The sequence below is a fragment of the Puia sp. P3 genome (assembly GCF_050632245.1).
GTDB lineage: Bacteria > Bacteroidota > Bacteroidia > Chitinophagales > Chitinophagaceae > Puia.
On record NZ_CP192583.1, the window covers coordinates 4,223,149 to 4,246,525 of the forward strand.

The following is a 23,377-nucleotide window of genomic DNA, read 5'->3' on the forward strand; positions in this document are numbered from 1 at the left end:
ACTTATAGCGGATAAGGGTCATATGGAAAAATAGCCGACTCCGGAAATGCAGCGAACGACTCATTCAGCACCACCGTCGTAGCCGCCGTCGGCGACGCGTGATACCCCCACCCCACCAGCAATCCCTTGTCGACCGCGGCTTCGGTATACACGTCGCTCACCCGCCGGTCGGCATTCATGCTATTGTAATTGGCGGCCTTTGGCGAGATCACGGAGTCGTAGATGAAGTTCGCAAGTTCCGTCTCTTTGGTAACCGCATATCCAGCTCTATATAGGTAGCGGGCAGGGTTTCGTGTGATAGCTGCATTTCCGCCTGGCTAACAAAGGACATCCGCGAAAGGCTTTTCGACAACTTGTTTCGCAATGCCCTGAACAAATAAAATTTAGGCTGAACGATATCGGCAAGGGTCTGCCGGCTTTTACAAAGCTCTATAAAAAGATCCTGTATGCTGTCCTTGATGAGTTCGACGTCGGAAGTGATCTTCTGACCATAGCTGATCATCGATTGCACGTGCGCCCTGTAAAGATTTTCCAGCGCCTTTTTGTCGCCTCGCTTTAGGCTGCTCCAATCGTTATCATAATTGCATATGGCCATTCGTTTGCTGCTAATCGGCTGGAAGTTAGGAAAAATTTATTTACGGGTGATCAACATCATACAAATTCCTGTCGCTCGTCACCCTGCCCTCATCAAATTCCTGGTACCTTCATCAAGGTTTTTCACAGGATATTGGATTTTACCGGGGCGGGATTTCTATCCATGCCCCCTTTTAATTTACCACCAATTAAAATATCTTTTAATATCCATCGAATTACGCTAGATTCGTCATCATTTTGAATGCCTATGGACAAAACAGTCGATTTTACCTCTCAGGACTATTACCATGCCTTCTTTGAATATGCAAAGAAGAACTCCGTCCTCATCATTGATCCCAACGGTATCATCCTCGAAGCAAACCGCGCATTCCTGGCTTCTTTCGGTTATGACGAGTCGGATATTGTCGGCGAAAATTTCTCCATCCTTTTTACGGAATCCGATCAGAAAAAAGACCTTCCGCTCCGGGAATTGAGGACCGTCATCGACGAAGGCCAGTCTTTCGACAATAACTATCTGGTCAATAAAAATAAAACGCTGACCTGGGTCTCCGGCGAGTCCATTTTGTTGACTAACGACAGGCAGGAACGGCGTATCCTGAAAGTTATACAAAATATCCACGCCCAAAAAGAATCCGAATTCTCGATCATCCGGCTCAACAACTTCAATGAAAATATTCTGGGTACTATCGAAGACGGCGTCATTGTCCTGGATGAAAACCTAAAGATCCTGAAAGCCAATCATTCATTCACACAAATTTTCAATTTCGACAAAGACGTCTCCAAAATCGATTTCAAAGCCTTTATCGGATCTTTTGACATCAATTCCGAGCTATCCAATGCTATTCTGAATGTATTTCAATCCAAATCCAATATCGGCAGGATACAACTCGAAATGGATGCAGGGAGTTCGGAAAAGAAAACATTTGATATCAGCTGCACCCGGCTCGCGGAAGAAGGAGAACAAACCAAAATACTCCTCATATTCCATGATGTTACCGCGCAGAAACAATTTGAAAAACAACGCGAGGACATACTGAATTTTGTCGCCCACGAATTCAGGAACCCGCTTACGAATGTGATCCTGAACGTTGAGATGATCGATGAAATGCTCAAAGAAAAGAACCTGGGAGAATTTCGGGAATTCATGGATCGGGTGCGTACCAATTCTCAACGGCTAAAAAAGTTGATCAATGAATTATATAAAACTACCAGACTGATATCCGGCAACTTCGACCCGGATCGCTCGGTCTTTACGCTGGAAGAGGTCATCGACGAAGCCATCGAGTCCATTCGCCAGGTCAGCAAAGAAACATACGATCTCAAAGAAAGGCAATTCGCAGGTCTCCTTATTTGCCGACAGAGAAAAATTAATGCAGGTAATTACCAACTACCTCAGTAACGCCGTTAAATATTCCGAAGACAACTATGACATCGAGGTCTCCACAGTGGTGGAAGGAGATTCTGTCGTCGTCTCTGTCAAAGACTACGGAAAAGGAATTCCGGCAAGAGATATTCCTTATATCTTCAACAGGTTTTACCGCGCACAAAAAACAAAAAATCTCGAGGGCCTGGGCCTCGGGCTGTTTCTTTCAAAACAGATCGTTACGGCCCACGGCGGAAACGCATGGGTAGAAAGCGAAGAAGGAAAAGGCTCAACCTTCTATTTCTCCATTCTGTTACCCGTTGCCGAATAGGGCCGCTACTTTAAACCGCAATAATTTTCTAATGAGGGAAGCCGTTTTGCGCCGTATTGTAAGCTTTTCCGATAGTCAATAAGATCAGCCGGGTAAATTTGCCGGAAAGCAGGTAGACGATGCCGCCGGAGGATGCGATTTTGGCAAAATTCCACAAACAATCGCCGGTCATTCGCTGCGGAGGGATTTTATGGGATTAGCCAGGGCCGCGCGGATGGTCTGAATACTGACCGTCAACAGGGCAATGACGAGTGCGGCAGCGCCAGCCACGACGAAGACCCACCACCTGATCTCCGTACGATAGGCAAACGTTTCCAGCCATTTGGACATGGCCCACCACGCGGCGGGGAAGGCGATAAGCGCAGCGACCCCGACAAGCATCGTGAATTCCCTGCTGAGAAGGCCGACGATGCCGCCGACGCTGGCGCCGAGAACCTTTCGGATCCCGATCTCTTTGGTGCGTTGTTCGGCAGCATAGGTTACAAGGCCGAAGAGACCGAGACAGGCGATGAGGATGGCGAAGACAGCAAAGGTAATGAAGATCCGGCCGGTCTGCTGCTCGGTGTGATACAATTGATCAAAGTCGTTATCCATGAAGCTATAGCTGAAAGGCAGGCCTTGCTTTGCGGCATGGAACTTAGTTTCCACCTGCCGGACGAGAGAGAGGACATCATTCGTGCGGAAGCGGACCGCCATGCTGCTCCAGTTAGGCCTGTCGGCCACCATGATAAGGGGATGGATCTTGTCATGCAGGGAGTTATAGTTGAAATCCTTTACGACGCCGATGACATGATAAGTGATAGTCTTCATCAGATCATCGTGATTGTAGAGGATCAGACGGAGCGGGTCCTTCACGCCGAGCGTCGCTACGGCGGCTTCATTGAGGATGATGGCGGTGGAGTCGGTAGGAAATTGCGCTAGGTCCAGGTTGCGGCCTTTGATTATCTGCATGCCGAGGGTAGGAATATAATGGTCGTCGATCCTGAGCGTGGTCATAAGGATCGCCTTTCTGGCGTCGAGCGAGGCATCCGGCCACCAGCCTTCCTGCCAGTATTGGCCATCGATAGTGGGGACGTCCGTGGTGACGGTTGCGTCGGTGACCCCGGCAAGGGTGAGCAGGTTCTTGCGCAGATTGGTCATACCATCCTGGCCGAGCGACCAGGTGTCATGGATGACAAGCACCTGATCCCGGTTAAAGCCGACTTCCTTGTTTCGGATAAAGTGCAGCTCGGCGATAGATGATGAGGGTGCTGATGATGAGGCCAATGGAAATAAAAAATTGAAAGACCACCAGGCTGCTGCGGAGCCAGCTGCTCCTGAAGCCTGCGGCCATCTTCCCCTTTAATACATGGATCGGCTTAAAGGAAGAAAGGTAGAAGGCCGGATAGCTGCCCGCCAGACACCCGACCAGCAGCGCCAGGGCGATGAGGAATAGCAGGAACCGGCCGCTGAAGAGCACGTCGGGATGGAGCGATTTACCGGCGAGCTGATTGAACATAGGTAATAGCAGGACAGCAATGCCAAGGGCGAGGACCAGTGCAAAGAGACTGAGCAGGATGGACTCGGTGAGGAACTGGAGGATGAGGTGTCCTTTTGTTGAACCGGCAACCTTGCGGATGCCCAGCTTCCCTGGCGCGGTTGGCGCTGCGGGCGGTGCTGAGATTCATGAAATTGACGCAGGCGATCAGCAGGATGAGCACGGCGATGACGGAGAAGATGTATACATACTGGATATTGCCGTTGGCTTCGAGCTCACCGGACTTATTGGAATGGAGGTGCACGTCGGTGAGGGGGAAGATATGGCACCGGAAATGATTACCCGCTTTCTCGAGATCGGCGGCCGAAGTATGGAACATTCCCTGGAGGGCCGGGCTGATATGGAGGTTGACGACTTCGTCTACATCCTTCTGGACCTCGGCTCGCGTGGTGCCGGGTTGGGCAAGGATATAGGTATGATAAGGATTACTTACCCAGTTGTTGTCGCTGGGGTCATTAAAGCTCCAGGCTTCACGGATGGGGCGGATATAGCTGAAATGGAACTGGGACTGCTCCGGCATGTCCCGGATGACACCGGTGATCTTGAGAGGCGTATTGTCATTACCGACCTCCAGCGTGCGGCCGATGACATCGGTGCTGTTGAAATGGCGACGCGCAGCGCTTTCATCGATCACGATGGAATGAGGGTTATTCAGGGCGGTATTGGGGTCGCCGGCGATCATGGGCAGGGTGAAGACCTTGAAGATCGTCGAGTCGGCAAAGACGAAATGATGCTCAAGGATGAGGTCGTTGCCTTTCCTTACAAACTGGTCGCCCGGGTTGCGGAATCGGACCATCTGCTGGATCTTCGGATAGGAAGCGACGAGGGTGGGGCCGAAGAATTTGGAGGTGGTGACAGCGTCGTACCGGGTGTTATTGAAGTAGAGATCCTCGTCGATCCGATAGATGCGGTCGGCGTTGACGTTATAGCGGTCGTAACTGAGTTCATCGGTGACGTACAAAACGATCAGCAGGCAGACGCCAAGACCGGCAGCGAGGCCGATGATGTTGAGGGCGGTAAAGCCCTTGCTTTTCCTGAGCCTGCGGAAGGCAATCCTGAGATAGTTGCGGAACATGGAATGGACGGTTTTATGACGAGTAAGGCGGCCAAGTCGTTAGCAGGTCCCAAAAGAGTGCCGGGTTTCTAAAGCCATGAAGACCATTCTACTGTCAAAGCCTGCGAAAGACAAGATGTTCGGTTTCGATACAGTGATCGTGCAGGAACGAGCACCCCCTGACCGGCAGGCAGCTGTACCGAACCGAAAAACCCGCGCAGGGCGCGGGACTGCCGTACAAATTATTCGTCCAATCGTGACATCGTTTGTATCATTCGGGATCACCCTCGGTTAAGAGCGATGGTGGCTTTAACCACTGGTTTAGTCGGCAGCCGCTAACTGTCTTGCAAGATATTTTGCAATAGTATCATATGTTATGGCTCTTGGATGCCCATCATTCGGAAAATAAAATTTGGGGTTATTGACCTCCAGGATATCCGAAACCCTAATCACTTTGACGCCGTTTTTTCTGAGCTTTTCCACCATTTGCTACATGATTGGCCGATGGTAAGTATTGGGATCACTGGTGTTCGAATTATAAATATCCCAGAACAGCAATAGAAAGCTACCTCCGGATGTAATAGCATCATGGTTCATTTGCCTGATCATTAAATACACATTTCGATATTCCTCCGCTGGCATGTTCCGGTTTCTGTTGTTCATATCGATATTGATAAGCATATCATTTATGAAACTGTAACAGCCGAATAGCGATGAATAATGGGCGAAACGATAGTTTGGAATTGTTTGCACGCCGGAATATACAACCGAATCGCCTTTGATCTGAAAAGCAGGACCGGCAATATAGTCGTAAATGCCGCCGGACCTCGGGACATGATCGGGGATCATGGTATAAATGAAAAATTTTTTACCATTACTCTTGCCGGCAAACCTTTTTTGAAATAGCTGGTATACATTATTTGTGCCATAGCCCATTTGGCCTAAATTGACCGTAGAGACGTTTCGGAGAGCTCCTACCCGCCAGGCAAGTGTTTCGGAATCATTCACACCCTGACCAAACGTAAAGCTACACCCCCAAAAAAAGATCTTTGGGTCCGGTGCGCCAGGGGCAAGGTACCCAACGCGATGGTTCATGGGCAAAGGGTTCGGTGTGGAATCCGCAATAACTGTATATAGGGCATGATAGACCGTGTCGCCAGACCGCATTAGCCTCGTGCTGCCGTACTGCCCTGCCTGGGTCGGCTGAGCACCCAAAATGCTGTCTGGGCGAAAACCCAGGACTCGGTCATTTTTTGAGAAATAATCCCCTTTTTCTTTAACCACATCCCGATAGAAGGTTTCGATGATGGACAGTATAAGAAATGTTGAGGTACAAAATAAAACTATATTGTTGAGTCTTTTTCTTTTCCTGCTCCAATATGCGAAAGCGATGAGACATATGTTCCCGATGATAAAAAATAGCAGGTTTTTGCTCATTATCTAAAAAAACACTTTTTATCTTCAAAATATCTTCGGGCGTATATCGGTTTAATAACTTTGAAATAAGCCCATGTGGATTCTATCGAAGTATTCTTTCGAACATTATTCCAATAGCGGCACTTGATTCTGTAGGTACCGATTCCAAACGTATACTTACCATCGATATGAAAAAACAAACCGATGGAATCCTGTGGCTTAAGGGCCGTCCTGGCAATTTGTATTTGCCCATCGTGACCCGGATTGGATACTTTTCAAACCAATTAATAGGTGAATTTAGGGAAGTCCCGGGACTAAGTGCCTGATTTTCCGTAATTTGACAACATAGTACGGAAAGCGTTGTTTTACAATTTGTTAATGACCATAGGTTCTTCCTTTGAACTAGCAAATTTGGAATTTGAGCCAAAATTCTTAAATTTGTACTTAATTAAGTACCTAATATGCAAGTCGTCAATTATACTGAATTCCGAAACAACCTCGCCGAGAACCTTAATATGGTGAATGACAATGATGAGATCGTAGTTGTATCCAGAAGCAAGGGTAAGAATGTAGTGGTGATGTCACTCGAAGAATACAACTCTATCCAGGAGACACTCCAGCTTGGTGAGCAGCAGGACCAATCAGGAAAGACTGGATGAAGCCATCAAGGAAATGCGCTCAGGCAAATCGTCGAAGCACAAACTAATTGAAGACTAATGGAATTGGTTTGGCAAACCCATTCCTGGGAAGATTATCTATATTGGCAGGCAACGGACAAGAAGGTGCTTTTAAAGATCAACGAGCTGATAAAGGATTGCCTAAGAAATCCCTTTAAAGGCATTGGAAAGCCGGAACCTTTGAAAGGCCAGTACAAGGGACTTTGGAGCCGTCGAATTACGGATGAACACAGGTTGGTTTATGCAGTTAAAGACAAACAGCTCTATATCTTGCAGTGTCGATTCCATTATGATGCATAGCCGAAAATTCATTCCACTCTCAGCGTTCGGGCGATATAAGTGCTTATTATCCACCTATTTAATTGCAAGAAAAATTCCCCCTTTTTCGATAATTTGTTAAAAGACGTATCAATAGGTAATTGCCTTGGGGGCACAGTTTATATATCAGGCGGGCTGTCGCACCGCAGTTCCTTGGTTGTTGTCAATAATGTACCTCCAGAAGCCGTCTGCGCCACGGCGGACGATATCGCATGCCGAGCCTGCAAGGTGCACCTGGTTGCCATGCGGATCCATACCATCAATGGACCAGTCCACCACTATCTGGGCGATATCCTCCGCGATGAACACGTGACGCACGGTAGCTGCCAGCGGCAGGCCGAGCTTGACATCACGCTCGAGCCGGGCGGCGATCGCCGCTCGGTCAGTTAGGAGTTGGCCATTGTTTTCGACGAACACCGAATGCGGTTCGTGCAATTCCATCAGCGCGCTCGCGTCGCCGGAGTTAAATCGCTCAACAAGCGAGGAGATAACACCTTCGGGTTTAGTAGGCAGCGGAAAGGATTCAATCTCTGATTTCATCTGTTTGACTTTTATCATTATTTAATGTTAATTTAAGCATACCATTTATTCGATTGGTTTTCCTAAAGCTGTAGAGCCTGGATTCTTCTTTTCAAATTCACAGTAAGTTGTTTCGATCAACTTCACGAGTTTTTCGGTAGTAAGAGGTTTGGGGCAAAATCCGGCGCAGCAAGTCATTTTAGACAATCTCGCAACGTCTTGTTTGTCAGTTGTGGAAGACAGGATGAATGAACTGTACCGGTTCTGGACAGCGCAGCTGAGTTTAGCGAATTTGGCCAGAAACATGAATCCGTCAATGCCGGGCATATGTAGATCGCATAGGATCATACCAGGACCGTAAATGCCCCCTGTCGGGAATCCGTTTTCCTTCCGCAGGTATTTTAGGGCATCTGCTGCTGAGGAGAAGCTGATTGTCTGTCCCTCGGTAAAGATCCTTTTGACTATTTCCTCAGTTATTGCCATTGCAAAGGAATCATCGTCAATTATAATAATTTTAATGCTCTCCGTTTTCATAAGGGTCTTAATTAGAAACAACGTAGCCGATCACTTTTGGGCGGCCCGTAACCAGAGTTGCACATCACGCAACTATTGAGTTGAAGAAGGTTCATTCGGCAGACCAGCAAGATTAGTCTTGAATTTAAAATCAATTTCTTCCATTTCAATAGATTTTATGCGTGAAATCATGCATGAGAAGGTCAAAACCGATCAACCTCAACGAGCCCTTACGGACGAAGGCGGATGATCGTCTTCCCCTTGCGTCGCTCGGTCGAGTTGAGGGTGGCGACGGCTTCGTCAAAGAAGGCGGTAGTGCCAATATTTGTGCGTAATCGTCCGTCCCGCACGCGCTGCACAATCTCACTCAACTGGGCGCGATCGGCCTCGACAACGAAATCAACCGCCAGGGCCTGGGTGACCTGCACCTCGACCGGTCCAACCACAGACACCAGCGTTCCTCCGTGTTTGAGCAGGCGTGCGGAACGCTTCTGGACTTCGCCACCGATGACATCAAATACCAGATCGACTCTCTCTACGTTTTCCAGCGCCTCGTTCTCCAGGTCGACGAACTCGTGTGCACCGAAATGGAGCACTTTCTGGCGATCACTAGCTCGTCCAGTGCCGATAACGTAGGCGCCGGCCTCACGTGCAAGCTGCGTCACCATCGTCCCGACCGCACCGGCTGCACCATGGGCTAGAACTCTCTGTCCCGCCTGAAGGTGGCCGTGCTGGAAGAGTCCCTGCCAGGCGGTCAGACCTGAGATTGGCAAGGACGCGCCTATGGCAAATTCGACGTTGTCCGGCAAGGGTGCAAGGTTGCGCGCCTCGATCGCCACGTACTCCGCCAGACTACCGTCGCGATACCAGTCTGCTAGCCCAAATACCCGCTGTCCCACCGAGAGCCCCGTCGTTCCATAGCCGAGTGCAGCGACCACACCAGCCAGCTTCGTGGCCGGGGATTGACGGCGTCCGATTGCAGCCGGCGCGATCGGTCCATGTCGAGGGCCACTCCAGCTCCGTCGAGACCCATCCTGCCGCATGAATCTCGACGACGACGTCGTTGATTGCGGCCAGCGGTTCGGCCATTTCCACTCGCTTCAACCCGGATGCACCAGCAGCCTGATCCACTGCAACTATCGCTTTCATAATACACCTCCACTTTTGTCCATAAGTAAAACCTTCTACCATTTATCAAATACTGTGACAGGATAATACTGTCCTGAACGGAACAATTACCCCTTCGGACCTCTGAACTGCTAATTAACCTAGAAAATACTGTTCATCCACGATCTTTCCGTCTTTCCACACACGGCGCAAGATCTCATGCCATAAGACGTGGCTTCCGTCTTTCATGGCAAAGTCAAAAGTAAATTCGCTCATGCTTACATCATCTCCAACTCCTGAATGATGAAATTTGATGCTATTTACGTTGGCAATACCACCGAGAAAAGCTTCAATCTTGGCAAAGTGTCCCTTCTTAGAGCTGACCACCGTTCCATCGTGATCGGTAGTAACCACGCTGTCGGCAAAGAACTTGCTTATTGCAGCAAGTATTTCTCCTTTGGAAACAAGCGCATCTACCTCTGCGTTCAGTTTTTTGATGTCCATTTTCTTAATTTTTAAGTTGATAACACAAAGTTACTAACGCGACAGGCCCTTGTGCTTACAAAAAACGGACACAAAACTGTAAAAATAAAAATGGATAGTTTATTAACTAGCGCAGAGTGACCTACCGGTCATTTCCGTAAAAGTTGCGAGGGCGAAGTACCAGTGTGTTTTTTATAGAACATAGAGAAATGACTGGTTTCTCTAAAGCCCAGTTCAAAAGCAGTATCAGCAAGAGAAACGCCACTGCTTATTAATAGCCTTGCTTCTTTCAATTTTCTTTTATGCAGCAAGTCAATCAAAGAAGTACCAAGCCTTTCATGTAGCTTACGGGAAAGAGTTCTCTCTGACATCGCTAACTCACTTGCATAAAAAGCCACTTTAAGGGGCTCTCGAAAATTTCTTTCAATTAACCCCGAAATATCCTCTATAAAACTGTCATTGCTGTTAAAACTGAACCGTTCTTTAAATGACGAAGGTGTTTGATTGGTATGCTGTTTAAAAAATTTAAAGAAATAATCCGAATCCCTGAAACCAAGGCCATAGGCCACTTCTTTTACTGATAAATCAGTGAAAGCAATTTTCTTTTCCGCTTCAAGAAGTTTCTTTTTACGCGCCATCGTTGCTATTGTAAGGCGCAGTTTTTCTCTTAATACGTTTTGTACCCTCCAAGGCCTTTCTTGTACCTGTCTTGAAACATCCGCTAATGCGCACGGTTCAGCAAGGTGTTTGCCAATAATCTCTTCCACGTCAAAAAGCAAGTCGATCTCTTCTTGTGTTGCCCGAAAAGGATTGAGGGTAATCCAGTCTTCAATAGCGTGATGGAGTAGATTAATACTACCTTCTTCATCAAGGTTGAGCCGGGCGAATTGCTCCAGACGAAAAGGCCTTTTGAGATCAAGGTTAATATGACTAAGGCTTATCAGGTGTCTAAAAAGAAAACGTGATTTCCTCGCATCAGAGACAGTTTCGTTTGTAAATTCAAATTGTACAATAGAAAACTCTCCCGACAATAACCTGAAGTATTGCCCGGGAGATAAAAAGATCATTTTATTGTCATCAAAATCGTATTGCCTAAAGTCAACCTCGAAAATACCACTGCCTGATTTTATGAACAGAAGGCTATTCCGATCAAAAACATAGATTTTGTTTATTTGAGGTGTAAACTCTTTTCTCATTTCATAGTCACATTAAGTTAACCTTATCAATCACCACATGCAGGATGCTACATTATACTGTCTTGTGCAAAATTACTTAATACCAGCAATATCTGCCTGGGTGCTTTGTTTTAAATTGACATTTAAAGCATATCCATTCTTCTTTTCAGTTTCGTGTCTGTTTTTTGTAAGCACCAGGTCGCCAATCCCTCCATTTTGGACAGTTGGCCCGGGTTTTTGTTGGTATAAATGTCAAATGTCTCAATTTATTTTATAGGGTCGATAGCGAACTCGATTGTTACCCTACATCCCTTGCCGATACTGCTGTCAATTTGGACCTTCCCATTGTAAGTCTCGGACCTGCGTATGATGTTGGAGAGGCCGATACCTTTTGATTTTTGCGTGAGGTCGAATCCCTGGCCATCGTCACAAATGTCCAGCATCACCCGGTTGTCCACCTGGGTCAGTGAAATTTTGATCGTCTCCGCATGCGCGTATTTGATAATGTTATGGAACTGCTCCTGGATGATCCGGTATATATTGATCTTCAATCCCTCCGACAAAAGCCGTTCAGCAATGTCAATATTGAATTGCACCTTTGTATGGTTAAAAGCCATGTTGGGTACAATTTGCACAATGTTCTCCTTTAAACTGAGATCATTCAGCCTGGGGGGAACCAACGACCAGGATAACCTTCTCACTTCTTCAATGGCCTGGTTGATAATAGAGATACTCTTATTTAATAATTGCCTGCTTTCTTTGGACTCCGGTTCGATATGCTTAAGGTACAGGTTTGAGGCCGCAAGTAATTGGTTGACATTGTCGTGCAGTTCGGAGCCAATTTCTGCTCGATCCTTTTCCTGTGCTTCCATGGTCGCCTGGCTGATCTCCTTTTGACGGCTGACTCTTTCTTGCGTCAATGCTTCCTGCATCTGGATCTTTTCAGTCACATCGTTGAGGGTGATCAGGAGCGCATCTCTTCCTTTATAGTCGATTGGTACGATAGAAGGTTCGACCTGGATAAGGTCGCCATTCTTCTTTCTGTGATATCGAATACGTTTGTCCGATTCATAATTATTGCTATCCAATTGTTGTTTCACCATATCTTTTTCTCCGGGAAGCCTAAAGTCATAGATCGTAAGGTTCATGAATTCCTCCCTCGAATAGCCATAAAGCCGGATGGCAGCCTCATTCACTTCCAGGAACTTCAATGTTTTTTTGTCGATAATGCTGATAGGGAAAGGGCTGCTATTGAAAAGGCTTTTATACCGGCTTTCCGAGTCCTTCAGTATATTTTCCGTCTTTTTTCTCTCGGAGATGTCCTGGACGGTACCCACGGCGCTCACGAATGAATGGGATGGTCCTCTATCCAAAATGGCGTTTTCGCGGACCCATTTTTCCCCGCTTGAAGTAAATATCCTGTGCTCTATATCGTATTTTGCACCCGTCAGGGCGTCCGCCCAGGATCTATTGACAAATTCTCTGTCGTCGGGATGCACTCTTTCGAGAAAGGACTCGTAGGTCATCGGTCTTCCAAACGGGATGTCAAAGATCCGGTATGCCTCTTCAGTCCACTCCAGCGAATTGGCGGGGATGTCCAGGAACCAGCTCCCGGTCATGGCTACCCGTTGGGCTTCATTCATCTGCTGGTCCCTTTTCATCAGGTCTATCTGGCTCTTCCTTAATTGCGCCTCTGCCGATTTTTGAACGGTGATAAGATTGCGGATGGAGAGAAACTGGACAATGTTCCTATCCTCGTCGAACACCGGTGTAATAACCGTATCCACCCAATAAAAACTGCCATCCTTCGCCCGGTTCCTGATCTCTCCGCGCCAGGGCTTTCCGGCGGTGATCGTAGCCCACATAGTTTGAAAGAATTCCGGTGAATGGTATTCGCTGTTGACAATACGGTGGGTGTTGCCGAGAAGATCGCTGCGCTTGTATTGAGAAACTTTCACGAACCGGTCATTCACATACAGTATCTTGCCGGCAAGGTCGGTAATGGATACAATCGCCGCATGGTCTATCGCCGTCTGATAGGCTTGGAGCATTTTCGCCGGGTTATTGTTGTTGCTTGTTTCAAATCGTTTCATTTACAAGTATTTATTAGTCCAGCAAACATGGAATTCGATACTTTCGAGAAGATACTACCCGACATCTATAGTATATATGATAATTATCATATCAAAGCCAGACTTTTGTTTGATGAGACGAATATGGCAGCGAACTTGCCCTGTAAGACGACGGTAAACCGAGCGACTGTTTAAGACTGCCCGGTGAATCTTCCTGATAGCGAAGGAATTGTAAAGAAAATGAAACGCCACGGGCTAAGGTGATCAGGACGTTTTCATCCCAGCTTTAACTAACCATTTCTACTATTTGTTCTTTTTTGAGGGTCAGCCGTCTGTGTAGGTTGTCCCAGTATCTTATCGAATGCCACCCGCATAATCCAGGCTTTTTCAGTATCAGAATAATCGCCATGAGATTTATCAATAGCAGTCTTTAGCATCTTAGTAATTTCTAAACAGTCCTTTCCGTATTCATAAAGTATCTTATAAGAGGCCCATTCGTAAATCCGGTAGCAGGCCATATGCATCCCGGCATTGTAGGCCGGAGCACCGAGCGAAATAGCTTCACCGATGATCTTCTCGATTTCGTCATTCATGGGACATTTGCCGGGGATCGTATCAGATGGTGCACTGTTAAAAGATAGGCTGGCAGCCGGGGTTAGTTCGCCTCCAAGAGCTACTTTTTGAGAAAATATCAGAATGCAGGCAAGTATAATGAAAAAGCTAAAAGATGATTTGTATTTTGACATAGGCTTTTTGGTGGTTTAGATAGTTAATCGATAATTTTAATCATTTATTGTGTCGTATGGTTTTTGTATTTAACGACTGGTGTACCTCAGAGGATTATAGGCATATGATTTGAAGTAAATCTGTTATGACGCAGAGAATCAGCCATCCCGATGCGGGTTTCGTTACTGTAAAGGGCGGCCGTGAGCGCAATCTTAAGAACATCAGTCCTCGGATACCGAGGGATGCGATCGTCACTCGCGCGCGGGCGACTACCCGAAGGGGTAGCCCATCGTATATGCCGAATCTTTCTCTCCAATACACCTGAAGGCGCCTGCACTGCCTGTCACGGGTTGGGAAAAGTATATTCCGTGACCGAGGCGTCGATGGTGCCGGACGACTCTCTGACCATCCGGGAAAAGGCAATAGCAGCCTGGCCCGGGGCCCGGCAGGGACAAAACCTGCGGGACATTCTTACGACCTTGGGATACGACGTCGACATTCCATGGAAGGATATATCCCGAGGCCGGTTCGCCTACTGAGTCGCGGCTTATTCTTGGGCGGAAATTTGTTGTCTTGGAAATTCAGCGTAGGATGGGCTGACGGGAAGGCGGATCAATATCACCCGAGACCGCAATCAGGCCGCGGTAAGTCATCTTTTCTGCCCCCCGTGGAAACATTTAGTTCAAAGAAAAAAATCACTCATATGAAATAATTCATATCTTGGCTTTCATAGGATAAGGTTTAATGGTTAATGGTATTTGATTAGTGCAGCCCCGTTATTGCGGGGCTTTTTGCATAGTAAGTTCAGTTAGTAGCGTGACGGCTATTTCTTGGACTTCTTTCCACGACTTTTGTGTTGTCTTTCGAGGTGTATTATATAGTCTTGAATATCAGCATCGGTCACCTTATCGTAGTCGCTTTCATCACATTATTCGAATTCTCAATTTCATTTTGTGCCTGGAGATCTAATTCCCGTGGTCGCCCCCGTGCAGACGTATGTTGACATACTTTATCTGCAGAAGGCGGATCAACGGATAGTAACGGTTTATGCAGTAAAAGACAAACAGCTTCATATTTTGCAATGCCGATTCCATTATGATGCATAGACTAATATTATTGAGCCTAACTTCGTTGCTTGCAACAACGCAATGTCAATCCCAGTCTTACTCAATAACGACGACCATCTTCATCTTCTAAAAGCGCTTTACTTAAATCAAAATTAAGTATTCGGGTGTCTTTCGACTCTGTGCTGTTGGCGTATGCCTCCGGCAAAGTACCGTTATGGGATTGTTACTTTATTCTTTTGTGATCGAATTGCTTACGGTATCAGAAAGCATGGTGTGAATGGATATGTCGAACCACGGCTGGAACAATGGGTATGTCAATTAGGGAACATTTTGGGGTCGGTGTACCAGGCTGTAAAGTTCATTGAGGAAGATGCCTTCAAAGTTACTTTTCAGATATTTATCTATAGCTTTTTCGATGTCTGGAGCTTCTTCAAAGTCTGGGACCAGATAGGCGGGGCTGTCTTTGCTGATCTCTTCAAGTGTTGGATTATGTGAAGGATCGACTGAGCGTAGCGAATTTATGCACTATTCCGAAGGCGTTAACCTGACGCATTCAGCGCCGCTTTGGTGTCCGCAATAATATAGCCTTATTGTAAGCTTCCCTTAAAACTACGCCACCGTCACTTAGAGTTTTCGGTTTGTTTTTCAACCATTTTATCCACTAACCGGCTCTCTTCAATTGTGAAAGGATTTCCGTTCGCCGTTTGTGGATAAAGCTTCACCTGTAATACCTGGCGTTGGTAATACTGTTCAGCATATTTGACTGGTGATAAATACCCCAGTGATTTATGCGGGCGCTCAGTGTTATAATCCAGCTGCCATTCTTCAGCCATCATCCGGACTTCCGGCAGACTGTAAAACAAGTAGGCGTTCAACAGTCCACGGCGCATGGTTCCGTTTTTACGCTCTATGTAAGCGTTCTGGGTTGGCTTTCCCGGCTGGATATAGACTAGCCTGATTCCATTAGCCTCGCACCATTCCTGGAGCAAATGACTGATAAATTCTGGCCCGTTATCTGTCCGCAAGCAGGCCGGTTTGCCGCGGCGTGCGATGATCCTTTCCAACACCCGGATAACTCGTCGGCTTGGCAGGGAGGTATCTACCTCAATAGCCAATGATTCCCGGTTAAAATCGTCTATGATGTTCAATACCCGGAACTTTCGACCGTCTACCAGGGCATCGCTCATGAAGTCGATGCTCCAGACCTCGTTAGGCCCTTCCGGAAGGAATAACGCTTCCCGGATTCGGGCTGGTAGCCGCCTTTTAGCCCTTCTGCGGATATTCAGCCTCATCTCTGTATAAACCCTGTATATCCGCTTATGATTCCACATAAACCCTTTATTCCTTAATCGATGATAGGATTGCCAAAACCCAATGTCAACATGCTTTTCTGTCAACGCCGTTAGCGCCTCCTGGACCGGTACATCATCTTTGGGCATGGATTTATATTCGTAGGTGCTTCTGGGGATGGCTACGATCTTGCACGCCTTGCGAACACTCAGTTGCTCCTGTTCAACCAGGTAACCAACCGCGTCCCGTTTCTCCGCAGGCGTTATAGCTTTTTTTCGATTAGGTTTTTCATGGCCCGGTTCTCGATGCTAAGCTCGGCATACATCTTCTTCAACTCGGCATGCTCGGCCTCCAGTGTCCTTCAGCCGTTTAACATCAGAGACTTCCATGCCGCCGTACTTCGACTTCCAATTGTAAAAGGTAGCTTCGCTAATCCCCAGATCCCGGGCGATATCCTTCACGGAAATGCCCCCTTCCTGCTGCTTCAGGGCTGACACAATCTGACTTTCTGTAAATTGTTTGCGTTTCATAATTCAAGTTTAAAGTTAACAATTCATTCAATTGGTAACTCTAATTCTTGTGGCCGGAGTTCGGGGGAGCCGACATTATCTCTCTGTCCCGGATCTATTGCTAAGTTTTGTAAAATATTTTCTGCTTTTCCGTCTCCCAATGCCTTTGCCTGGTTTATAAGTTTAAAAGCAACTTCGTACTCGGTGGTTTCTGTTAAAAGTTTAACGCCATAGTCAAATATACTTTCTCTCGTTACCGGATGATAGGTGACGATTTCCGTTCCTATGTTGATGGAGAAGTAGTCTAGCGCCACTTTTTTCCTCCTATACGACTGGATGGCATTAATATGATAAACGTTAAGTGTCCGGTTATCCATCCATTGAATCCTATCAAATATTCCGAACTGAAATTCTCCAACAGCGATTGATTTTACAATTGTGCCGCCTCTGTCAAATACTGTAACTGAAAGCTGTCCCTCCTCCTCGGACAGATGAACTTTCATTTGAGCTATATGCATTTTGTCCGGACTAATTTTTCTTTCCTTGTAATAATCGCTGAATTCTACTTTGTCTGCAAGTAATTTGTGCGAGATGCTTTCAAATGGTTCAAATGGAGAGCAATGTACAGCGCAACATGATTGTATACCTTTTGATAACACCTCCGTTAGCATTCTCTTTTGGTCAATTCGTGCCAGATGCAACAAATGGTCAAAGTCATAAAAAATATAACTGGCCTGAACCAAGCCAACCTCCTCCGTTTTTCCATCCAAATTCTTATCTGATGTTAAATAGACTGTGAGGCGCCAAATATTATTGCCAATTTCAATTTTCTTCGGCAAGTAAAAATTGAACAGTGTCTCCACTAACTTGATTGACTTTATCAATTTTATCTGTCGTTCAAAAAGGGAGAGGTTCCTGTCAGCTACATGCAAACGATACATCACATCTTGTAAGTATTTTCCCATACGTTTATTCCCGCTTATATTGCAGCTTATAAATTTACATTAAATCCCCACTAGAACGCAAAGGGATTTGGGAGGAGACAGATATTCTCCAGCAAAAGTTTCACCGGAGCGATACAAACAGCTTTCACGTTGGTTGGGGGCCGCTTTCCTTGTGGCCGGATCAATCCTAATATTGCTGGCACAGAAAAATTAGCCCTCGCACGTTGAAAGGTTTTCCAACAATTCGGCCTAAACCTATAGACCAGCAAGACAGTACAGCAGACGCCGGTTCAGCTTTCCCTAAATTGCCGAGAAGCGTAAATATCCCCATAACAGTTATGGGCCAGCCTACCACATCCACAAAATTCACAGTAAAACGCCTCATCCAGCATCGGAACACGCACAAGAACAAATGCGGACGGGTCCCATTGCGAAACGGCGTTCACGTACAGAGATGACCGGCAGTAACCGGCGTCCCCGAATCTTTGAGGACTAATTGGAAGGATTTTCCTACCTGGCCTTACGTCGGCGGACTCAATTCAGCGGGTTTTGCTTCTTCATGCGTTGGGCATAAGTCGCCCAGAAGAATGCCACGGTCAGCTTCTGGCAGAGGAGGACTTCGTTCTCCCGGAGCAGGTGGTGGCCTACGGGTATGGAATGAATCCAGGTACCGATGGTGGGACGCTTCGCTACCCCGAGGGAGTGGAGATCATACTGACCCTGCACCACGTTCAATAGTCTGGGCGCATCGGTACCATCAAGGCAGAAGATGTTGATGTAAACGGGCAGGTCGCGCTTTTTGATTTCAAGGGTAGTCCCGTCCCCCATGACGTTCAGTTTTAGCCAAAGTGCGGTGCCGGGCACATGAGCCCCCTGACGGTCTACGCCTTTGAGGGAACCACCCAGGCGCATCATCGCTTCGTCAAAACTACCATTGGCCCTGGGAAAACCATCGGGTACATGGTATTGCAGCTCACGTATTTCAATTGCCTTATGCGCTTGAGGATATTGTACTGAATATGCTTTAAGGGAAATGAATCAAATTCACTATTTTCAAAAACGATGTACAGTTGATCTAACATAAGTTCCGTATATCAAAATGGCAATTTTTGCTCAGTTGGAGATTGACCACCATTTCGCAATTTATACAATCCAACCATTCCAGTTTCAAACGCTTGTGCTGAAGGTTTATATGTGAAATACGTCAGGGTAAGCCGTCTTACCATAATCATGGGGTATCTTGCCCTCATATACTCCAATTGGCTATCGGGTCTTCTATCACCCTCCCCCAAATGTATCATATGTCATACTCGCTACGCCGTATTTTAAGGTCTGCCAGCTTCATTTTAGTTAAATCCCAGCCCCCATTTTCATACACATTATGCGTAAGGGTAGGCAATGTTTTGGTTGGAGTTTGAGATTTGGTGCCGCCAGAAGTCAACGGTGCTGCAATTGCAATCGGAGCCTTCAAACCAATTGTGATATCTCCTGCCGAGTTATAAACAGGGGTAATCGTGGCGCATCAATATCGACGGACTTTTTATCCGATTTTTCTGGAAAATGAACTCAGGGCATATTATCTGCGAAGGCTACAGAGCTGACGCGTTATTTTAAGCACTAAAGCTGCGGGGCGTCTATTATTTCCAAAAAATACTCCTTAAGTAGCAATCCATAACTATAAAACTGCTCATACCGAAGCTCAATATCTGTTCTCAAACTAACAATATCGAGCTCTCCCAATTTCAATTCTTTTCGAACCGCCCACTAAACAAGCTGTTCCCGAGGATCACGTCTATAAGCCTCCAGTAGCAATCCAGTTCCATCTTGCTCGTTTAACAAAGGATCCAAATACCAGGATGCAATGTTTGTCATCCACCCAATGATAAAGCTAAAATCCGCATCCTCGCTAAAAGAGCCTTGATAAATTCCAACATTCCTCGTCAGTAAGTTCTGCAAATCTATCTCGTTAAATTCGTTGCAAGGCATGTCTTCGACCAACGCATACCACAATATAAAGCTTTCTTCTATCAATAAACCCTTGTCGGATTTATTCTTGCCAAGCTTTGCTTCAAGATCAATGATTAAATCGTCAAAATCAAGTTTCAATTTCTATTCTCTTTTAGGGTATGCAGGCCGTGACCCCTTGAAATATAGCCCCTGGAGAATATCGATGCCTCCCGAGCACCAGCCTTCCTGTTCGGTGAGCCTTCTGAAAACGGCTCGTCACTGGGAGATCACCAATATTCCCAAATTGCTATGTTGGCCGGACAATACCGTTGTTCGTCAAAAAAGTGATAAAATTCGATGTTCCACCACCACTTAAAAACTATGCGCATTCTCCCATTTTATAGTCGCAAATTTGCATGAGTCATCGGCGACCGAGGACTGATTAGCCTGCTACGGCAGCCTTTTACCTGAAAGATACAACCATTATTTATTCTCTCCTGCAGATTTAGTTTCGTCATTAATTCTCGTAAATTTCCCAGAAAGAATATCCGATATTTCATTATTAAGAACACTAAATAATTCGCCCATGTCCTTCTGATAAAAATTTGCTATTTCAACAGTTTTGGATTTACCCTTAACAGTAAACACCACCCTTTTTCGATCTCCGTCATCAACCATCGGATTGCTATATTTAACCTTAAAGCGCTCGACATTGTGTGATGAAAGAAAATTCAAAACCATTTTGCACTCACTCTCCTTTAGGAGTCTTTGCATTAAAACACTATCTTTCTCATTCTCAATCCCACTAATATACTTGACAGTTACACTGTTAGCATCAATTTTGTAAAAAGTGGTGTACGCCATAGGATATTCGTAGCCCCATACTTTTGATGGAATACTGCTCTTTGCAATTATCATTTCTAAAGGAGGCGAATAGAGTGCCTATAGTCGGATGCCTGGCAACAAATTCCTGCAGCGCTGCGTCAAAGCACTATCATCCTTCGCCACCTTCCTGCACCGGTAGACCGACCTGTAACGGACATCGTAGAACCCCTGGGAAACATTTCACAATTTATGAATTACGCGATGCATTCGCAGTTCGTCTAATTTTATAACTTCATCGAGAAAAAATTACTCTTATCTCTTATATACCAGTTCCCATTGATAAAATAGTATTTTTCTTTTTCGATTTCAACAACGGGAATTTTGCTTTTTATATACTTCTTCAATTTTATTTTTTCCTTCAAGTCACAAAACGTATAATCGCCTGTCAGTTGTTCATACCCACTATAAAAGGCCTTAGATTGTTTATCAAACAACAGGAACTTAGTTCGGTCGTACTTGTAATTTGCCTTGGATTTCAAGTGACCAGAGTATTCATTATGAATATTCAATTTAAGCTTATACGAATCAGAATTATTGCCCGACAACGTCACCCCCAATTTGAAGAGCAAATACTCGCTAGCGTTTTTTAGTTGATACGCATTTCTATTGTCCCAATTCGTATACGAATCCACATGTAGCGCCGGACAAAGCTTACCTTCGGATACACATAGCAATAACTGTTTGCTAAATCCCTCATTAGAACCACCCCTTCTTGCGTATTCAATATCTAGAAAGGCCTCATTCAGTAACTTCACAGTGTCGATAGCAAGGTAATCGTATAGATAAAGTGTGTCCTTCAAAAAATTAATGAAGAACGATCCGTCACTTGAATCCGTTGCCGGAATATAGTGAAAATTTATTGTCGCTGGCCGCCCCTCAAGAGACTTAATATTATAGGATTGTCCTTTTACCAAAGTACTCGCCGCAAAAATGTTAATTATCACCAGTAATATTCCGCGATAACGCATATCATGAAAATTTAATACTTTTTGTACATAAAAAAGGTGGTATTTCCTGCCTACAGGCGGGCGCCGGCGATCACCGGTAGAACATAAACCAACTGCAACAACGCCGTTGCCAGAGCCGGCAGAAGGTATAAAAGCACGGCAGTCCCCAGGATCACCGTTCAACTGTAGAACAGGCTTTTTATACCTTCCGCCCGCTTGCTGTTTGTCCTCCTTGCCCGCTAATAAAAAAATCCCCTACGCAGGGGATTCAGCAAAGAACAGACAGAGCTTATTAGCGCCGTTTTACGGCCTTATGGCAACAGGAGGGACAATCACTCCGGCTGCTGCTATAAAAGCCCCATAGAGACCTTATAATCGTCAGACTGCAGCCCGGCTTTTATGGCGGGCGGACGGAGTAGCGAACGGCGTTACTATGGCTCGGATTTATCCCGCTGCCCATCGCCGGCGGCCGCTTGTTCCTGGGCCTTCCCGCCACCGCCCGCCATGCGGCCGGACGTGGGACACGGAGGAAGTCCGACGGAAGGAGGACGCCGGGTCCCTACCCGCGGTAGACCTTGGTGTTAGGCCGGAGTGGTAACGGAGGCCGGGTTATTAGTTAAGCGGCCGGCCGCCGGCAGGTGGCGGACAAAAATGGAGGAGCGGCGCTGACGGACCTAGCCGGCAGAGGAAGCCGCGGAGGGCGATCTTCGCAGCAGCAGGGGTAAAACCATGACAGGTACGGTAGCGTGGGGTTCGGGGATGGCGCCTCGGCGGGGTTTTAGAGGACAGGGGCGAAGACTGCCCACCTCTTTTCCTGCTTACCAGTATGGGCTTTCCTGGTGGTTATTCTCCGGTCTGGATCGCTTCAATAAAATGTAGTAATCGTTCTTCCAGCTCTTTGGGAGAAGGCAGGTATTTCTTCATATCCCTCGGGCAGAGATTTGTCACTTCATAAGAGGCTACCCCTATCGGACTGTTTACTGTTCGTAGCGTATACTCCACCAGCATTCTGTCTTTTGTCCTGTAAATGATGATCCCGATAGAAGGGTTCTCATCTTCATGTTTTACCTTATCGTCCAGCACCGACAAGTAAAACTGCATTTTACCGGCATACTCCGGCTTGAACCTTCCGGCTTTTAATTCCAGAGCCACCAACGATTTTAATTTCCGGTGATAAAGCAGTATGTCAATAAAAACTCTTCTCCATTCACCTCTACCCGATATTGATTGGCTATAAATGTAAAGTCTCCGCCCATTTCCAGTAAAAAGCGGCGGATATTTTTTACCAGCGCCAACTCCAGCTCCCGCTCTTTATATTCTTCTCCTAATTCCAAAAAATCGAACTGATATTCATCCTTCACAGACAACAACGCCCTTTTTTGCTTCTCTTCCGGTAACAACGCCTTAAAATTGGTCTGATTCATGGCATACTTTTTATGCAGCTCTGTATCGATGTGATGAACTAGTAGGTCTCTTGTCCATCCGTAATGCCTGCACATGGCTACGTAAAAATGCCGTACTATTTCCTGCTTTACTTTCTCAAAGATCGCCACATTATGCCCCCAACCTATTTCTCGCACGAGTCGTGCGAGTTTTGCATCATCCCGGTAGGTAAGGTAAAATTTGCGCATCCGCCACAAATTTGCCACCGACCACCCCTGCATGCCGGGGAACTCGTGTTGTAAGTCCACCGCCAGCTTTTCTACAACCGATTTTCCCCATTTATACCGCTGCTACTTTTCAGCAATATCCTGCCCTATCTGCCAATACAAGCCGATCAATGCACTGTTGACCTGCCGCATAGCCTGATGCTGTGACTGGTGAACCTTTTGCTTTATCCCAGCAAAAAAAGACTGGTATGCCTTACTGATTTCCTGCTTTGCCATACGTATAAAATTATCGA

Annotated in this window: 25 protein-coding genes and 2 pseudogenes; 6 read left to right on the forward strand and 21 right to left on the reverse strand. The window is 46.3% G+C overall.

Annotation, left to right across the window (positions count from 1 at the left end):
- Positions 1–2 precede the first annotated feature (2 nt).
- The gene (locus tag ACQ86N_RS26330) at positions 3–212 is read right to left on the reverse strand and encodes a hypothetical protein (protein ID WP_431209649.1); all 210 of its coding nucleotides are present in this window, start codon (positions 210–212) and stop codon (positions 3–5) included.
- Positions 209–595, reverse strand: coding sequence for an RNA polymerase sigma factor (locus tag ACQ86N_RS26335; RefSeq protein WP_431209650.1), 387 nt, complete (start codon positions 593–595; stop codon positions 209–211). The genes ACQ86N_RS26330 and ACQ86N_RS26335 overlap by 4 nt, the downstream gene beginning before the upstream one ends.
- Before the next feature lie 246 nt (positions 596–841).
- Here ACQ86N_RS26335 and ACQ86N_RS26340 point away from each other — a divergent pair, with 246 nt between their 5' ends.
- Both ACQ86N_RS26340 and ACQ86N_RS26345 read left to right on the forward strand, forming a co-directional pair.
- Positions 842–1,993: a PAS domain-containing protein gene (locus tag ACQ86N_RS26340; protein WP_431209651.1), complete on the forward strand. Its 1,152-nt coding sequence runs from the start codon at positions 842–844 to the stop codon at positions 1,991–1,993.
- Positions 1,965–2,288, forward strand: coding sequence for a sensor histidine kinase (locus ACQ86N_RS26345; RefSeq protein WP_431209652.1), 324 nt, complete (start codon positions 1,965–1,967; stop codon positions 2,286–2,288). Before ACQ86N_RS26340 ends, ACQ86N_RS26345 begins: the two co-directional genes overlap by 29 nt.
- A gap of 168 nt (positions 2,289–2,456) precedes the next feature.
- Here ACQ86N_RS26345 and ACQ86N_RS26350 read toward each other — a convergent pair whose 3' ends face one another.
- The 4 genes from ACQ86N_RS26350 to ACQ86N_RS26365 form a co-directional block, all read right to left on the reverse strand.
- Entirely contained in the window at positions 2,457–3,470 is a 1,014-nt protein-coding gene (locus ACQ86N_RS26350; protein ID WP_431209653.1) for an ABC transporter permease, read from the reverse strand.
- Positions 3,471–3,480: 10 nt separating this feature from the next.
- On the reverse strand, positions 3,481–3,870 hold the full coding sequence (locus ACQ86N_RS26355) for an ABC transporter permease (protein ID WP_431217605.1): 390 nt from the start codon (positions 3,868–3,870) through the stop codon (positions 3,481–3,483).
- Positions 3,764–4,900 (reverse strand): ABC transporter permease, encoded by a 1,137-nt coding sequence (locus tag ACQ86N_RS26360; RefSeq protein ID WP_431209654.1) that lies wholly within the window; start codon positions 4,898–4,900, stop codon positions 3,764–3,766. Before ACQ86N_RS26360 ends, ACQ86N_RS26355 begins: the two co-directional genes overlap by 107 nt.
- Positions 4,901–5,368: 468 nt before the next feature.
- Complete coding sequence (locus tag ACQ86N_RS26365; protein WP_431209655.1) at positions 5,369–6,316, reverse strand: hypothetical protein; 948 nt, start codon at positions 6,314–6,316, stop codon at positions 5,369–5,371.
- 440 nt (positions 6,317–6,756) lie between these two features.
- Here ACQ86N_RS26365 and ACQ86N_RS26370 point away from each other — a divergent pair, with 440 nt between their 5' ends.
- Positions 6,757–6,954 carry a type II toxin-antitoxin system Phd/YefM family antitoxin gene (locus ACQ86N_RS26370; protein ID WP_431209656.1) on the forward strand — a complete coding sequence of 66 codons (198 nt, stop codon included), beginning with the start codon at positions 6,757–6,759 and terminating at the stop codon, positions 6,952–6,954.
- A 57-nt stretch (positions 6,955–7,011) separates the two neighbouring features.
- Positions 7,012–7,272, forward strand: a complete 261-nt coding sequence (locus ACQ86N_RS26375) for a Txe/YoeB family addiction module toxin (RefSeq protein ID WP_431209657.1) — start codon at positions 7,012–7,014, stop codon at positions 7,270–7,272.
- Between the two features lie 144 nt (positions 7,273–7,416).
- Here ACQ86N_RS26375 and ACQ86N_RS26380 read toward each other — a convergent pair whose 3' ends face one another.
- From ACQ86N_RS26380 to ACQ86N_RS26410, 7 genes are all read right to left on the reverse strand, one after another.
- On the reverse strand, positions 7,417–7,830 hold the full coding sequence (locus tag ACQ86N_RS26380; RefSeq protein ID WP_431209658.1) for a YybH family protein: 414 nt from the start codon (positions 7,828–7,830) through the stop codon (positions 7,417–7,419).
- A 45-nt stretch (positions 7,831–7,875) separates the two neighbouring features.
- A complete protein-coding gene (locus ACQ86N_RS26385; protein WP_431209659.1) occupies positions 7,876–8,343 on the reverse strand; it encodes a response regulator in 468 nt (155 codons plus the stop codon).
- A 209-nt stretch (positions 8,344–8,552) separates the two neighbouring features.
- Positions 8,553–9,260 (reverse strand): NADP-dependent oxidoreductase, encoded by a 708-nt coding sequence (locus tag ACQ86N_RS26390; protein WP_431209660.1) that lies wholly within the window; start codon positions 9,258–9,260, stop codon positions 8,553–8,555.
- A 325-nt stretch (positions 9,261–9,585) separates the two neighbouring features.
- Positions 9,586–9,933, reverse strand: a complete 348-nt coding sequence (locus tag ACQ86N_RS26395; RefSeq protein ID WP_431209661.1) for a hypothetical protein — start codon at positions 9,931–9,933, stop codon at positions 9,586–9,588.
- 128 nt (positions 9,934–10,061) lie between these two features.
- Positions 10,062–11,108 carry a helix-turn-helix domain-containing protein gene (locus ACQ86N_RS26400; protein WP_431209662.1) on the reverse strand — a complete coding sequence of 349 codons (1,047 nt, stop codon included), beginning with the start codon at positions 11,106–11,108 and terminating at the stop codon, positions 10,062–10,064.
- Positions 11,109–11,353: 245 nt separating this feature from the next.
- Complete coding sequence (locus ACQ86N_RS26405) at positions 11,354–13,180, reverse strand: PAS domain S-box protein (RefSeq protein WP_431209663.1); 1,827 nt, start codon at positions 13,178–13,180, stop codon at positions 11,354–11,356.
- 269 nt (positions 13,181–13,449) lie between these two features.
- Positions 13,450–13,905 carry a hypothetical protein gene (locus ACQ86N_RS26410; RefSeq protein ID WP_431209664.1) on the reverse strand — a complete coding sequence of 152 codons (456 nt, stop codon included), beginning with the start codon at positions 13,903–13,905 and terminating at the stop codon, positions 13,450–13,452.
- 125 nt (positions 13,906–14,030) lie between these two features.
- Here ACQ86N_RS26410 and ACQ86N_RS26415 point away from each other — a divergent pair, with 125 nt between their 5' ends.
- A complete protein-coding gene (locus ACQ86N_RS26415; protein ID WP_431209665.1) occupies positions 14,031–14,210 on the forward strand; it encodes a hypothetical protein in 180 nt (59 codons plus the stop codon).
- A gap of 43 nt (positions 14,211–14,253) precedes the next feature.
- A complete protein-coding gene (locus ACQ86N_RS26420) occupies positions 14,254–14,424 on the forward strand; it encodes a hypothetical protein (protein WP_431209666.1) in 171 nt (56 codons plus the stop codon).
- Between the two features lie 1,274 nt (positions 14,425–15,698).
- On the opposite strand, the pseudogene ACQ86N_RS26425 reads toward ACQ86N_RS26420, so the two are convergent.
- The 8 genes and pseudogenes from ACQ86N_RS26425 to ACQ86N_RS26460 all read right to left on the reverse strand — a co-directional run.
- Positions 15,699–16,772: pseudogene (locus ACQ86N_RS26425) on the reverse strand (IS3 family transposase); the annotation flags it as partial.
- Between the two features lie 23 nt (positions 16,773–16,795).
- Complete coding sequence (locus ACQ86N_RS26430; protein WP_431209667.1) at positions 16,796–17,716, reverse strand: hypothetical protein; 921 nt, start codon at positions 17,714–17,716, stop codon at positions 16,796–16,798.
- 513 nt (positions 17,717–18,229) lie between these two features.
- Positions 18,230–18,610 (reverse strand): hypothetical protein, encoded by a 381-nt coding sequence (locus ACQ86N_RS26435; protein WP_431209668.1) that lies wholly within the window; start codon positions 18,608–18,610, stop codon positions 18,230–18,232.
- An 849-nt stretch (positions 18,611–19,459) separates the two neighbouring features.
- Positions 19,460–19,801, reverse strand: a complete 342-nt coding sequence (locus ACQ86N_RS26440; protein WP_431209669.1) for a hypothetical protein — start codon at positions 19,799–19,801, stop codon at positions 19,460–19,462.
- 324 nt (positions 19,802–20,125) lie between these two features.
- Positions 20,126–20,560 carry a hypothetical protein gene (locus ACQ86N_RS26445; protein ID WP_431209670.1) on the reverse strand — a complete coding sequence of 145 codons (435 nt, stop codon included), beginning with the start codon at positions 20,558–20,560 and terminating at the stop codon, positions 20,126–20,128.
- Positions 20,561–20,751: 191 nt separating this feature from the next.
- The gene (locus ACQ86N_RS26450) at positions 20,752–21,657 is read right to left on the reverse strand and encodes a hypothetical protein (protein WP_431209671.1); all 906 of its coding nucleotides are present in this window, start codon (positions 21,655–21,657) and stop codon (positions 20,752–20,754) included.
- Positions 21,658–22,317: 660 nt separating this feature from the next.
- A pseudogene (locus ACQ86N_RS26455) lies at positions 22,318–23,192 on the reverse strand (PDDEXK nuclease domain-containing protein); the annotation flags it as partial.
- Between the two features lie 15 nt (positions 23,193–23,207).
- Complete coding sequence (locus tag ACQ86N_RS26460; RefSeq protein WP_431209672.1) at positions 23,208–23,360, reverse strand: DUF1016 N-terminal domain-containing protein; 153 nt, start codon at positions 23,358–23,360, stop codon at positions 23,208–23,210.
- Positions 23,361–23,377 lie beyond the last annotated feature (17 nt).

What these genes read in the sequence shown, in the direction of transcription:
- ACQ86N_RS26460 (WP_431209672.1), bottom strand. Translation starts at nt 23,360, where the DNA reads ATGGCAAAGCAGGAAATCAGTAAGGCATACCAGTCTTTTTTTGCTGGG.
- ACQ86N_RS26430 (WP_431209667.1), bottom strand. Translation starts at nt 17,716, where the DNA reads ATGGGAAAATACTTACAAGATGTGATGTATCGTTTGCATGTAGCTGAC.
- ACQ86N_RS26360 (WP_431209654.1), bottom strand. Translation starts at nt 4,900, where the DNA reads ATGTTCCGCAACTATCTCAGGATTGCCTTCCGCAGGCTCAGGAAAAGC.
- ACQ86N_RS26395 (WP_431209661.1), bottom strand. Translation starts at nt 9,933, where the DNA reads ATGGACATCAAAAAACTGAACGCAGAGGTAGATGCGCTTGTTTCCAAA.
- ACQ86N_RS26410 (WP_431209664.1), bottom strand. Translation starts at nt 13,905, where the DNA reads ATGTCAAAATACAAATCATCTTTTAGCTTTTTCATTATACTTGCCTGC.
- ACQ86N_RS26375 (WP_431209657.1), top strand. Translation starts at nt 7,012, where the DNA reads ATGGAATTGGTTTGGCAAACCCATTCCTGGGAAGATTATCTATATTGG.
- ACQ86N_RS26335 (WP_431209650.1), bottom strand. Translation starts at nt 595, where the DNA reads ATGGCCATATGCAATTATGATAACGATTGGAGCAGCCTAAAGCGAGGC.
- ACQ86N_RS26435 (WP_431209668.1), bottom strand. Translation starts at nt 18,610, where the DNA reads ATGATGCGCCTGGGTGGTTCCCTCAAAGGCGTAGACCGTCAGGGGGCT.
- ACQ86N_RS26345 (WP_431209652.1), top strand. Translation starts at nt 1,965, where the DNA reads ATGCAGGTAATTACCAACTACCTCAGTAACGCCGTTAAATATTCCGAA.
- ACQ86N_RS26340 (WP_431209651.1), top strand. Translation starts at nt 842, where the DNA reads ATGGACAAAACAGTCGATTTTACCTCTCAGGACTATTACCATGCCTTC.
- ACQ86N_RS26385 (WP_431209659.1), bottom strand. Translation starts at nt 8,343, where the DNA reads ATGAAAACGGAGAGCATTAAAATTATTATAATTGACGATGATTCCTTT.
- ACQ86N_RS26415 (WP_431209665.1), top strand. Translation starts at nt 14,031, where the DNA reads ATGACGCAGAGAATCAGCCATCCCGATGCGGGTTTCGTTACTGTAAAG.
- ACQ86N_RS26405 (WP_431209663.1), bottom strand. Translation starts at nt 13,180, where the DNA reads ATGAAACGATTTGAAACAAGCAACAACAATAACCCGGCGAAAATGCTC.
- ACQ86N_RS26400 (WP_431209662.1), bottom strand. Translation starts at nt 11,108, where the DNA reads ATGAGAAAAGAGTTTACACCTCAAATAAACAAAATCTATGTTTTTGAT.
- ACQ86N_RS26370 (WP_431209656.1), top strand. Translation starts at nt 6,757, where the DNA reads ATGCAAGTCGTCAATTATACTGAATTCCGAAACAACCTCGCCGAGAAC.
- ACQ86N_RS26445 (WP_431209670.1), bottom strand. Translation starts at nt 20,560, where the DNA reads ATGATAATTGCAAAGAGCAGTATTCCATCAAAAGTATGGGGCTACGAA.
- ACQ86N_RS26365 (WP_431209655.1), bottom strand. Translation starts at nt 6,316, where the DNA reads ATGAGCAAAAACCTGCTATTTTTTATCATCGGGAACATATGTCTCATC.
- ACQ86N_RS26380 (WP_431209658.1), bottom strand. Translation starts at nt 7,830, where the DNA reads ATGAAATCAGAGATTGAATCCTTTCCGCTGCCTACTAAACCCGAAGGT.